This is a genomic window from Gordonia effusa NBRC 100432, assembly GCF_000241305.1.
Classification (GTDB): domain Bacteria; phylum Actinomycetota; class Actinomycetes; order Mycobacteriales; family Mycobacteriaceae; genus Gordonia; species Gordonia effusa.
Genome location: NZ_BAEH01000041.1, coordinates 17704 through 30061 on the forward strand (window position 1 = coordinate 17704; position 12358 = coordinate 30061).

At 64.5% G+C, this 12358-nt stretch carries 13 protein-coding genes; 12 read left to right on the plus strand and 1 reads right to left on the minus strand.

Going from position 1 to position 12358, the window contains the following annotated elements; all coding sequences use genetic code 11:
- Positions 1-9: 9 nt before the first annotated feature.
- The 5 genes from proC to GOEFS_RS07040 all read left to right on the plus strand — a co-directional run bounded on the left by proC (position 10) and on the right by GOEFS_RS07040 (position 4118).
- Positions 10-852, plus strand: coding sequence for a pyrroline-5-carboxylate reductase (gene proC / locus GOEFS_RS07025; RefSeq protein WP_007317203.1), 843 nt, complete (start codon positions 10-12; stop codon positions 850-852).
- Between the two features lie 217 nt (positions 853-1069).
- Positions 1070-1300, plus strand: coding sequence for a helix-turn-helix domain-containing protein (locus tag GOEFS_RS07030; protein WP_007317204.1), 231 nt, complete (start codon positions 1070-1072; stop codon positions 1298-1300).
- Positions 1301-1509: 209 nt separating this feature from the next.
- Entirely contained in the window at positions 1510-1611 is a 102-nt protein-coding gene (locus GOEFS_RS22800; RefSeq protein WP_003402602.1) for a 30S ribosomal protein bS22, read from the plus strand.
- A gap of 99 nt (positions 1612-1710) precedes the next feature.
- Complete coding sequence (locus GOEFS_RS07035; protein WP_007317205.1) at positions 1711-2769, plus strand: NAD-dependent epimerase/dehydratase family protein; 1059 nt, start codon at positions 1711-1713, stop codon at positions 2767-2769.
- Between the two features lie 146 nt (positions 2770-2915).
- On the plus strand, positions 2916-4118 hold the full coding sequence (locus tag GOEFS_RS07040; protein ID WP_040524671.1) for a lysophospholipid acyltransferase family protein: 1203 nt from the start codon (positions 2916-2918) through the stop codon (positions 4116-4118).
- A 283-nt stretch (positions 4119-4401) separates the two neighbouring features.
- Here the strand turns inward: GOEFS_RS07040 and GOEFS_RS07045 are convergent, their stop codons facing one another.
- Positions 4402-5622: an HAD family hydrolase gene (locus GOEFS_RS07045; RefSeq protein ID WP_007317207.1), complete on the minus strand. Its 1221-nt coding sequence runs from the start codon at positions 5620-5622 to the stop codon at positions 4402-4404.
- 93 nt (positions 5623-5715) lie between these two features.
- Here GOEFS_RS07045 and GOEFS_RS07050 point away from each other — a divergent pair, with 93 nt between their 5' ends.
- From GOEFS_RS07050 to GOEFS_RS07080, 7 genes are read left to right on the plus strand one after another with little or no spacing between them, the layout of a single operon-like run.
- On the plus strand, positions 5716-5958 hold the full coding sequence (locus GOEFS_RS07050) for a glutaredoxin family protein (RefSeq protein WP_007317208.1): 243 nt from the start codon (positions 5716-5718) through the stop codon (positions 5956-5958).
- 56 nt (positions 5959-6014) lie between these two features.
- Complete coding sequence (locus GOEFS_RS07055; RefSeq protein ID WP_007317209.1) at positions 6015-6728, plus strand: redox-sensing transcriptional repressor Rex; 714 nt, start codon at positions 6015-6017, stop codon at positions 6726-6728.
- A complete protein-coding gene (locus tag GOEFS_RS07060; protein ID WP_007317210.1) occupies positions 6725-8071 on the plus strand; it encodes a glutamyl-tRNA reductase in 1347 nt (448 codons plus the stop codon). Before GOEFS_RS07055 ends, GOEFS_RS07060 begins: the two co-directional genes overlap by 4 nt.
- Positions 8068-8991 (plus strand): hydroxymethylbilane synthase, encoded by a 924-nt coding sequence (hemC, locus tag GOEFS_RS07065; protein WP_007317211.1) that lies wholly within the window; start codon positions 8068-8070, stop codon positions 8989-8991. Before GOEFS_RS07060 ends, hemC begins: the two co-directional genes overlap by 4 nt.
- A gap of 41 nt (positions 8992-9032) precedes the next feature.
- On the plus strand, positions 9033-10673 hold the full coding sequence (locus GOEFS_RS07070; protein WP_007317212.1) for a bifunctional uroporphyrinogen-III C-methyltransferase/uroporphyrinogen-III synthase: 1641 nt from the start codon (positions 9033-9035) through the stop codon (positions 10671-10673).
- 8 nt (positions 10674-10681) lie between these two features.
- Positions 10682-11665, plus strand: coding sequence for a porphobilinogen synthase (hemB, locus tag GOEFS_RS07075; protein ID WP_007317213.1), 984 nt, complete (start codon positions 10682-10684; stop codon positions 11663-11665).
- A 32-nt stretch (positions 11666-11697) separates the two neighbouring features.
- On the plus strand, positions 11698-12357 hold the full coding sequence (locus GOEFS_RS07080; protein WP_138917923.1) for a hypothetical protein: 660 nt from the start codon (positions 11698-11700) through the stop codon (positions 12355-12357).
- Position 12358: the final 1 nt, after the last annotated feature.

Here is a 12358-nt window from a genome sequence, read left to right on the forward strand (position 1 = left end):
GGCTCATCAATGACCGAACGCGTTGCAATCATCGGCGGCGGAAAGATCGGCGAGGCACTACTCGCCGGCCTGATTTCCTCCGGGAAACCGGTGAAGGACCTGGTGGTTTCGGAGAAGGTGTCCGAGCGCGCCGACGAGATCGCGCAGGAATACGGCGTTCTGGTGGCCGAGCCTCGCGCGGCAGCCGAGTCGGCGAGCATCGTCGTGATCGCCGTCAAACCCGACGCGGTCGAAGGGGTACTGCGCGAGATCGGTCGTGCCGATGACGACGGCGACAACGAGCGCATCACGGTCACCTTGGTCGCCGGTCTGCCGACGTCGGTATACGAGGCCGCTCTGCCGGCCGGTTCGCCGGTAATCCGGGTGATGCCTAATACTCCGATGCTGGTCAATGAGGCGATGTGCGCACTGTCCGCGGGCCGCTATGTCAGCGATGAACAGGTCGCGAAGGTGACCGCATTGCTCAGTGCGGTCGGCAAGGTGACCGTGCTGCCGGAGAAGTTGATGGATGCGGCGACCGCGATTTCTGGTTCGGGACCCGCCTACGTCTTCCTGATGGCCGAGGCGATGATCGACGCTGGCGTCGGCTTGGGCCTGACCCGTGTGCAGGCGTCCGAACTCGCGGTGCAGACGATTCGTGGCGCGGGCTTGTTGTTGTCGGAGTCGGGACTTTCACCGGTCGACCTGCGCGCCGCTGTCACCTCACCGGGTGGCACCACTGCCGAGGCCATCCGCGAATTCGAGGCGAACGGCTATCGACATGCCTTCTACCAGGCAACTCGTGCCTGCGCGGCGGCCAGTGCCGCCAATAGCCGTCGAGTTGACGTTGAGGGTTCGAGCGCCAATAACTAACTCGTGCCCGGATTGATATCGGGTGACGTACTTCTGCGTTGCCGCAGGTAGGCGTGCTGCCCTCGACGGTGAGTTTGGGGTCATGCCGAAAAACTGACCACTCACGTCGCTTTATTCACATCTGCCACGCTAAGCTGCAAGAAGCACGTGCGTGTCTGATGTCCGCAGGAGGGGAAGCCTGCGGCCGCGACGCGTGCTCGAAAGAGGTATCGGTTTCATGGCTGCAGAGAAGTCTGGAGACAGAAGCGGCACAGTGAGCAATGCTGCCAACGGCACGCAATTCCTCACCGTGGCCGAAGTCGCATCGTTAATGCGCGTTTCGAAGATGACCGTGTACCGGCTGGTGCACAGCGGCGAATTGCCTGCCGTGCGCGTCGGTCGTTCCTTCCGCGTACACGCGAAAGCGGTCCACGAATACCTGGAGACGTCCTACTTCGACGTCGGCTAGTTCGGTGGACGCATAGTCGAATCGTCGGCTCCCCCGTGCGTGAGCGCACACACGGGGGAGTTGTTGTGTCCTGTGTGGGTCGGTGAGCAATCCCGATTTCGTCGTCGGGGGACCGGGCCGGTAAGCTGGCGTGGTTAGCCTCGACCGGCCGGGATCACGTCCCGACGGTCACCTTGAGTCTTAGTAACAATCGGTTAGGAAGCGCCCCAATGGGTTCAGTGATCAAGAAGCGTCGCAAGCGCATGTCGAAGAAGAAGCACCGCAAACTGCTTCGTCGTACCCGAGTGCAGCGTCGCAAACTCGGTAAGTAGGCATGTCCTCGCGCGTGCTCTGGTGAAAGAACCCGCCCACTCGATGCCGGGCGGGTTCTCGCTTATCTGGCTACCGTAGACCAATGAGTGAGTTGAGTCATGACTGATACTTCGACCGCGACTCCGATGCCGCCGCGTTCGGTTCTGGTCACCGGCGCATCGACATTCCTCGGCGGTTACCTGGTCGCGCGGCTGGCCGCCAATCCGGCGATCGAGACCATCGTCGCCGTTGATTCGCGTATTCCCACCAAGGCGCTGTTACGTCGAATGGGCCGCGCGGAATTCGTGCGTCTGGATATTCGCCGCCCGACCATCGCCAAGGCCATCGCCAACTACGACGTCGACACCGTGGTCCACGCGTCGACGTCGATCATGGACGATGCCCCGCACTCGGCTGCGATCAAGGAGTTCAACGTCGTGGGCGCGATGCAGGTCGTCGCGGCCTGTCAGCGCAGCCCATCGGTCAAACGCCTCATCCTGCGGTCGACGGCGATGGTCTACGGCGCGAGCAGCAAGGATCCCTCGCATTTCACCGAGGGGGATGCCCCGCGCCGCGAGCCGTCGGGTTACGGCCGCGACCTGCTCGACATCGAGGGCTACTGCCGTGGATTGTCCCGGCGCCGCTCCGACATCGACGTGACGATCGTTCGCTACCAGGCGATGCTCGGTCCGCGAATCCGAACCAGAATGGGCTCCTACCTGTCGTTGCCGGTGGTGCCGACGGTTATCGGGTTCTCCCCGCGGATGCAGTTCCTGCACGAAGAAGACGCGCTCGCCGCGCTGGAACACGCGACGCTGGCCGGTAAGGCCGGAACATTCAACATTGCCGGCGACGGCGTCATCAGCCTGTCGCAGGCCATTCGTCGTGCCGGGCATATCGAATTGCCGGTGCCCAGAGGGTTGCTCGCGCCGGTGTCGGCGGCCCTTCAGGATGTCCGGTCGGTCAAATTGCGATCCAGCCAAACCGATTGGCTGACCCACGGCCGCGTTCTGGACACCACGCGAATGCGTTGCGAATTGGGTTTCGCGCCGAAGTACACGACGTCGGCGACCGTGGACGACTTCATCGAACGCGGCGCGGGCAAGCCGGTGATCGCCCCGAGTACGTGGAGCGACATCGAACGCTCGGTGATCTCGGCCGCGCATCAGCTGGTTTGAGCCTGACCAGAATGTAAGAGATTTGTGAATATGACCGGTACCCCGCTGCGCCGGTCGGAGCGGCACCGTAGACTCTTCGGCAGACGTAATCAGATCGTTGTTCAGGCGATACGCCATCACAACCTGGGAATTTAGAGGTGCACACCATGGCCGGTAGCGGGGCTTCGGATGCACGCACCGCGAAGGTGATTCAGCTTTATGCGACGCCGGGATCGGGGCCTGCCGGTCGTTCAGTCGGCGGCCGTGATGCGGGCCGAGACAAGGTTAAACGCCGGCATCCATCGCAGCAGGCCGGTGTGACCCGCGAACCATCGCGAGGCGTTCAGGTACGCGACGGCGGACTCGGATCGTCGGGCGTCGGTCACCCCAACACTGACGGATTTGGCAAGCCGCCCGCCGAAGTGACGCCGATCAACGCCGACCTGCAACACGACCGCGCGCCGCTACGTGTCGATCAGATCGATCCGAGCAAATCGAGCCCGCTGTTCAGCTTCGGCGGGTTGCGCGGGGCGGTCGCCGATTCGCTGACCGCGACGGCGAGTTTCATCCGCGAGCGGATGACCGGTGAATACGACGTCGACGACTTCGGCTTCGATCCGCATTTCACCGACTCGGTGTTTTTCCCGGCGATTCGTCAGGTATACGAGAAGTGGTTCCGGGTCGAGGTAACCGGCATCGAGAACCTGCCGACCGAGGGCGGCGCGCTTCTCGTGGCCAACCATGCCGGCGCGATCCCCGTCGATGCGCTGATGACCTCGCTTGCCGTACACGACAACCACCCCGACGGTCGGCATCTGCGAGTTCTGGCCGCGGACATGGCTTTTGAGACGCCAGGCGTCGGCGAATTGGCCCGCAAGATCGGCGCCACGTTGGCGTGCAACAGCGACGCGGAGCGCCTGCTGCGTGCCGGTGAGCTGACCGCGGTTTGGCCCGAGGGTTACAAGGGCATCGGCAAGTTGTACAAGGATCGCTATAAGCTGCAGCGGTTTGGTCGTGGCGGATTTGTCACCACCGCATTACGTACCGCGGTGCCGATCGTGCCGGTATCCATCGTCGGGTCCGAGGAAATCTATCCGATGATCAGCGATCTCAAACCGATCGCGAAAATCCTTGGGCTGCCGTATCTTCCGGTCACGCCATTGTTCCCGTGGTTCGGTCCGCTCGGTCTGATTCCGCTGCCGTCGAAGTGGCATATCCACTTCGGTAAGCCGATCGAGACCGACTCCTACGACGAGTCAGCTGCCGATGACCCGATGGTCGTCTTCGATCTGACCGACCATGTGCGCGAAGAGATTCAGCAGACACTATTCCGGATGCTGAGCCGCCGCGGAAGCGTCTACTTCGGCTAGTTTCTCGCTGGTCGCAACATTCACCGCTGGTCGAGCGGACGTAGGCAAGTTCTAGCGTCGCACCTTCACACCGCTGGTCGAGTGCACGTTAGCCAGTTCCAGCGCTGCACCTTCACCGCGCTGGTCGAGTGCCGAGGAGCGCTAGCGACGAGGTGTATCGAGACCCCGCAATCAGGTCGAATTACATTGTGCGGCTTCATGTTTGACGCCGACTGCAGTCTGCATCGTCAGCCTCGCCGAGGGAACCGCACCCTCGACGTCGCCCACACCGCAGACTCCAGAACTATTTTCCCCGGAAATGCCGTGTCGCCGCGACGATACCGCTCGTCGCGGCTCCGGCAGCGCCCAGCACAACAGCCGACCGCACACCGTATTTGGCTGCTTTGCGCGCGGTGCGGAAGTCGTAGACCTCCCAGCCCCGGACCTTCGCGACGTCTTTCAGGTCCGAATCGGGGTTGATGGCAATGGCGGTGCCGACCAGCGACAGCATCGGCACATCGTTATGCGAGTCGGAATATGCGGTGCAGCGCTTAAGGTTTAGCCCTTCGCGGATCGCCAGTGAACGTACCGCGTGGGCCTTACCCGGCCCGTGCAGAATGTCGCCGACCAGTCGCCCGGTAAACACACCATCGACGCTCTCCGCGACGGTGCCCAATGCCCCGGTCAGTCCGAGCCGGGTCGCGATGGTCTGCGCCAATTCGAGCGGTGTCGCGGTGACCAACCACACTTGCTGCCCGGCATCGAGATGTTTCTGAGTCAGCGCGCGAGTGCCGGCCCAGATCTTGTCGGCGATGAAGTCGTCGTAGATTTCCTCGCCCAGCTCGACGAGTTCACTGGTCGGCCGGCCGGCGATGAATGACAGTGCTTTCTCGCGTCCCTCGGCGACGTCGTCGGCGTTCTCCCGGCCGGTGATCCGGAACTTCGCCTGGGTCCACGCGAATTGCATGATGTCGTTGTAGGAGAAGTACTTATGCGCGGCCAGTCCACGTGCGAAATGCACGATCGAGGCGCCTTGCACCAGCGTGTTGTCGACGTCGAAGAACGCCGCTGCGGTCAGGTCGACGGGGACTGGAGGCGCGATATCATCGTCGTCGAGAAGTTTGTCGACGGCCAGTTGTTCGGGGGTGCGTGCTTCGGCTAGCGCGGCAGCGACCCGACGTCGCTCTCGCAGGTTCTCGAAGGCCGCCCGCGCACTCGCCTCACCGGCGAGGGACTGCCGCAACTCGGCCGCGGTCTGGCGGAAACGACCACCAGCGGCCGACGCGCGCGACGCCAGCCAGGCGGCGACGCGGTTCGCGTCGTCGAGACCCAGCTCATCGACGGGGATACCCGAAACCATTGTGGCTGAATCAATTTCGTCAAGGTCGGCGTCATCGTCGACGTCGTCGCCGTGTATGGCGCTCGGCTCAACGGCCGCGGCGTGAGTCTCCCAGTCCGACCCCTCCGCTTCGGGGATGGCATCGGGAGTGGCATCGCCATCGGTTGAGCGGGGATCGTCAGACACGTGGGTGACCTCCAATGGCAGCGGATGGCGGCCGGGCGTCCGGCCGCGATGTCGGCGACACCAGCCTAATCGGAATGGCAGAGTATTACCGTGATGATCGTCCTGTTGACCCGCACCGGTTGTGCGTCCTGCGTCACTGCGCGCGAGACCCTGGCCAGGATTTGCTCCGACGTTGGCCGTGAGTTCACCGAGATCGACGTCGACGACGCCGCGTCGAACGGGGACAAAACTCTTCGAGCGGAATATGGAGACCGGCTGCCGGTACTCCTACTCGACGACGTCGAGCACAGTTATTGGGAGATCGACGAGCCGCGCCTGCGCGCGGACCTGGGCTAGAGCACCGCTGACCCCGCTAGTGAACGAATTCACAAGCTCGGATATTCTCGCCTGCAATGACCGCACTGTCCGACGACACCGTACCGACCCGGATCCCCGGGCCGGCGGTTGCTCGTCTGGCGTTGTATTTGCACGTGCTGCGCACCTATAACCAGCGTGGGGTCGCGGTCACTTCCAGCCAGCAACTCTCGACGGCTGCGGGCGTCAATCCGGCGATTCTGCGTAAAGACCTGTCCTACGTCGGCGCCAATGGGGTACGCGGCGTCGGCTACGACGTGAGCAAACTCATCGCGCGCGTCGCGATGGCGCTGCATACCGACGACACGCACAACGTGGCGCTGGCCGGGGCAAGTCGGCTGGGCCATGCGTTGCTCGCGCATACCGGCATCGGCCGGGGGTTCACCGTCACCGCACTCTTCGACGACGATCCCGAACTCATCGGGCGCACACTCGCCGACGATGGCCCGATTATCGAGCCGTTGCACGCCATTCCGACGTCGGGCGGCTGGGATATCGGGGTGATCGCGACGAGCGATGACCGGGCTCAGGAGGCGTGTGACGCCTTCATCGCCGCGGGAGTACGCCAAATACTTAATGTGACCGCCACAACTCTGGTGATCCAACATGACACTCCCGGCGTGGCGGTCCGTCAGGTTGATCTAGCCTTGGAGTTGCAGGTGTTGTCTTTTCAGGCGAAGCACGCGGCTGGCGCTGCTGGCCACACGACCGCCCCAACGCCGGCTGAATACAGGGAGACGATGACGTCGTGAGTGTTTTGTTGTTCGGTGTGTCGCATCGCAGCGCACCGGTTGACGTGCTCGAACGGCTTGCTATTTCGGACCACGATCGACCGAAGATCGTGGACAAACTGCTTGCCGCCCGAGCGGTCTCCGAGGCGATGGTGGTGTCCACCTGCAACCGCGTCGAGGTTTACGCGGTCGTCGATGCGTTCCACCCCGCACTCGAAGCGGTCGGCGAGGTGTTAGGCGAGCACTCCGGCATGACCATCAACGACATGACCACCCACGCCTATGTGCGGTACTCCGAGGCCGCCGCCGAGCACCTGTTCACCGTTGCCGCCGGTCTCGACTCGCTCGTCGTCGGTGAGCAGCAGATCCTCGGCCAGATTCGCAACGCCTACAGCAGCGCCGACTCGAACAAGAGTGCCGGCCGCGTACTGCACGAATTAGCTCAGCAGGCCCTGCGGGTCGGTAAGCGAGTGCACTCGGAGACCGGCATCGACCGCGCGGGTGCCTCGGTCGTATCCGTCGCGCTACATCGCGGCAAGCTGATCGCCGGGTCGGATTACGGCTCGGCCGTCGTGCTCGGTGCCGGTGCGATGGGCGGCCTCGCCGCGGCCAATCTGGCCCGTGAAGGCGTTAACGACCTCACCGTCGTAAACCGCACCGTCGCCAAGGCCTCGCATCTGGCCGACAACGTCCGCACCAACCACGGCATCGAGACGCACGCCGTCGGCCTCGACGGTCTTACCGAAGCGATGTCCGACGCCGACGTCGTGGTGACATGTTCGGGATCGATCGGTTCGGTCGTCGGCGTGGGCGACGTCCATAAAGCGCTCGCTCGTCGAACCAAGTCGACGCCGCTCATCCTTTGCGACCTTGGTCTGCCGCGTAACATCGACCCGGCTGCCGCACGGCTGCCCGGCGTCCACCTCGTCGACATCGAGTCGCTACGCGGCGACGCCGAGACGCAGGCCGCGCACAAAGACACCGAGGCAGCGCGAACCATCGTCGCCGACGAATTGGCCGACTACCTGACGAGCCAACGGCAAGCCGAGGTCACGCCGACCGTCGCCGCACTACGTCAACGGGCCGCCGACGTCGTCGAAGCCGAAATCCTGCGCCTCAATTCGCGGCTGCCCGACCTCGACGATCCGCAGCGCGACGAGGTCGCCCGGGCAGTCCGGCGCGTCGTCGACAAACTGCTTCACGCTCCGACGGTGCGTGTCAAACAATTGGCGTCCACGCCGAACGGCGACCACTACGCCGAAGCGCTGCGTGAGCTATTCGAGCTGAAACCCGGTGCGGCGGAATCTGTTTCGAGCGCTCCCTCGGGGAGTAGGGCAACTACGAAGGGAAGCGGCGAGAAGTGATTCGCATCGGAACGCGTGGATCGCTGCTGGCGACCACGCAGGCCGGAACCATCGCCAAAGCTTTGACCGACGCCGGCCATCCGGCCGAGCTGGTGATCATCAAGACCGCGGGCGACGAATCGGCCGCGCCGGTCGCCGAAATCGGGGTCGGCGTGTTCACCACCGCCATTCGCGTCGCGCTGCGAAACGACGAAGTCGACGTCGCGGTGCACTCGTACAAAGATTTGCCAACCACGCCTGAACCCGACCTGGTTATCGCGGCCGTCCCACCCCGGGCAGATCCCAGAGACGCGCTGGTCAGCGCGGGTAACAAGGTGCTCGGTGAGCTGCTTCCGGGCGCTACCGTCGGGACGTCGGCCCCGCGACGGGCGGCACAGCTTAGAGCATTGGGTCTCGGTTTGGAAATCCGCCCCCTAAGAGGCAACCTTGATTCTCGGTTGGGCAAAGTCGCCAGCGGTGAACTCGACGCAGTCGTGATTGCCAGGGCCGGTTTGGAGCGGATCGGGCGGACCGATGAGGTCGCCGAAGCGTTCGACCCGGTAGTGCTACTACCGGCACCGGCGCAGGGCGCACTTGCGGTGGAGTGCCGCGGAGACGATGCCCAACTGGTGAGTATTCTCACCACGTTGGACGACCCGTCCACCAGGGCGGCGATCGATGCCGAACGTGCGGTGCTCGCGGCTCTCGAAGCCGGATGTACCGCTCCGATCGGAGCGCTCGCCGAGGTGGTCGAGTCACTCGACGACGATGGACGCGTTTTCACCGAACTGTCGCTACGCGCGGCGGTCGCGGCGGAGGACGGATCAGACCTGATCCGGGCCTCGCGGGTGGGACCGGTCGATCAGCCGAGACAACTGGGTGAGGCGCTTGCCGCGGAATTACTTGAGCTGGGAGCCGGAGAGCTCTACGGCGACAGGTAGCGGATACGGTAGCCCCGCCACGGGGCAGGAGAGTGCGACTCATGAGCCGGACGAAGAAGGCCACACCGGGACGGATTCTGTTCGTAGGTGCGGGGCCGGGGGATCGGGAGTTGCTGACTGTGCGGGCGCGTGACGTCATCGCACACGCGACTACGGCATTCATCGACCCAGACGTGCCAGCGCCCGTCGTCGAGCTGATCGGAGCGGCCTATCGGCCCGATCCGACCGAGTCTCGTCGCAGTTCCCGGAAGGCCGAACCGAGCAAGGACGAGGCCGTCGAAGGGGCCGAGACCGAGCCGATCGAAGAACCCGCCTACACCGTGCACCCGGCGTTGGGAGATCCCGCCGAGGTTGCCAAGACTTTGGTCGCCGCAGCGAAGGCCGGTGACGATGTCGTGCGCGTCGTCGCGGGCGATCCACTGACCACCAATTCGGTGCTGGCGGAAGTCACCGCGGTGGCCCGCACCTCGATCGTGTTCGAGGTACTGCCCGGCCTGCCAGCCGGTGCGGTCGTGCCGAGTTACGCGGGTATGCCGCTCGGCTCGGGTTACACCGTTGCCGACGTGCGCGGCGAGGTCGACTGGGCCGCATTGGCCGCGGCGCCGGGACCACTGGTGCTGCACGCGACGTCGGGCCATTTGGCCGAGACCGCGAGCGCATTGACCGAGCACGGGTTGGCCCCGCAAACACCGGTCGCGATCACCATCAACGGCACCACCTGCAGCCAGCGCACCATCGAAGCGACGCTGGCCACGCTGAACGAGCAGGGCAACGCGATCTCCGGCCCGATGGTGCTGACCGTCGGCAAGGTCGTCGGACAGCGCAGCAAGCTGTCCTGGTGGGAATCACGGGCCCTCTACGGCTGGACCGTGCTGGTGCCGCGCACCAAGGACCAGGCGGCCGACATGAGTGAACGTCTGATCACCCACGGAGCCATCCCCAAGGAAGTCCCGACGATCGCCGTCGAGCCGCCGCGTTCGCCCGCGCAGATGGAACGCGCGGTCAAGGGGTTGGTCGACGGCCGGTACCAGTGGGTCGTCTTCACCTCGACCAACGCGGTGCGCGCGGTCTGGGAGAAGTTCGCCGAATTCGGTCTCGACGCCCGTGCGTTCTCCGGTGTGAAGATCGCCTGCGTCGGCGAATCCACCGCCGATAAGGTGCGCTCCTTCGGTATCAATCCCGAACTGGTGCCGTCGGGTGAGCAGTCCTCACTCGGCCTGCTCGAAGACTTCCCGCCCTACGACGAGGTCTTCGACCCGGTCAATCGGGTGCTGTTGCCGCGCGCCGACATCGCAACCGAAACCTTGTCGGAGGGGCTGCGTGAGCGCGGCTGGGAGATCGACGACGTCACCGCCTACCGCACCGTCCGCGCCGCGCCGCCACCGGCCGAGACTCGCGAGATGATCAAGACCGGTGGATTCGACGCCGTCTGCTTCACCTCGTCCTCGACGGTCCGCAACCTCGTCGGCATCGCGGGAAAGCCGCACGCGCGCACCATCGTCGCGTGTATCGGACCGAAAACCGCCGAAACCGCAACGGAATTCGGATTGCGCGTCGACGTGCGTCCGGAGACCGCGTCGGTGCCCGATCTGGTGGAAGCCCTTGCGGCACATGCGGCTCGGCTGCGCGCCGAAGGTGCGCTGCCTCCCCCGCGTAAGAAGTCGCGTCGGTCGCGGTCGTAGGTCCTGCGGTGACGGGCAAGCCGATCATCCGGCCCCGACGGTTACGTTCGACCGCCGCGGTTCGTCGCTTGGTGGCCGAAACACGGTTGGCACCAAGTGAACTGGTGTTGCCGATGTTCGTCGCCGACGGTATCGACGCCCCGGTTCCGATCTCGTCGATGCCGGGCGTCGTGCAGCACACCGAAGACTCGCTACGTCGTGCGGCGGCCGAAGCGGTCGATGCCGGCGTGGGCGGTTTGATGCTTTTCGGTGTGCCGACGTCGGGTGATAAGGATGCCGTCGGCTCGGGTGCCGACGATCCCAATGGTGTCCTCAATCGAGCATTGTCGTTGCTACGCAACGATTTAGGTGATTCCACCGTGTTGATGGCAGACACCTGCCTTGACGAGTTCACCGATCACGGCCACTGCGGTGTGGTGTCGGCGTCGGGCGTTGTCGACAATGACGCGACGCTGGAGCGTTACGTGTCGATGTCGTTGGCGCAGGCTCGCGCGGGTGCACATATGTTGGGGCCCAGCGGAATGATGGACGGTCAGGTCGGCGCCATTCGCGCGGCCCTCGACGCCGAAGGCTTCATCGACACCGCGATTCTCGCCTACACCGCCAAGTACGCGTCGGCGTTCTACGGCCCGTTCCGCGAGGCCGTGGGTTCGTCGTTGACGGGGGATCGTCGGACCTATCAGCAGGATTCGGCCAACCGCACCGAGGCATTGCGGGAACTGTCGCTCGACCTCGCCGAGGGGGCCGACATCGTGATGGTCAAACCGGCCATGAGCTACCTCGACATCCTGCGCGATGTCGCCGAGGTTGCCGATGTGCCCGTCGCCGCGTATCAGATCAGCGGTGAGTACTCGATGATCACCGCCGCCGCCGAGCGCGGGTGGATCGACCGTGACGCGGCGATCCTGGAGTCGCTGACCTCCATTCGGCGGGCGGGCGCGTCGATTGTGCTGACCTACTGGGCGACCGAAGTAGCCGGCTGGCTGCGCTGACCCCGCACCCGCCCTGCATTACGCTGGTGGCTATGTCTTCACCGCAGTACCCGTCGGCGCCAGGGCCGTCGTGGACGCCACCTCCGGGAGGCTTGGTTCCACCACCTAGCGAGCCGCCGGTGCGGCCCAAACTCGTCGAGTCGATGGCGATTGCCCTCGAGTTGTGGTTGGTAGTGATCGTCGGTCGAATAGTCGCCAGTTGCGGGCTGTTCCAGACAGTGAAGTCGAACGCTGACGGCCAGTTAACCAATCCGCTGAACGGCAATTCGGAAGCGAACACGGAACTCATACGCTCTCTGTCGTCGACGTGGGCGCTGATCGCTATGTTGGTCGTCAGCGCCATCATCGTCGGCGGAATATCACTGACGGTGATGTGGTTCGCGCGGCAGGGCTATAACTGGGCCCGGATGGTTACCGCCGGTGCCAGCCTGTACGTGGTCGTGACGACGATTCTGGACATCACGGTCTTCGGAGTCGAACCGACCTGGGTCGGGGTGCCGCTGATCATCGCTGGAGTCGCCGCGGGCGGGGCGCTCGTCGCGCTGCTACGTCGCGATACCGAAAAGTGGTGTGCGGATATGGCGTTGTACCGTCAACAGTCCAAAGCGTTCGCGGCGATGCCGCGCGGGCCAATACACCCGCCGACCGCCCCACCACCGCCCGCCGCGGTGACGAAGCCTCAGGAGGACTAGC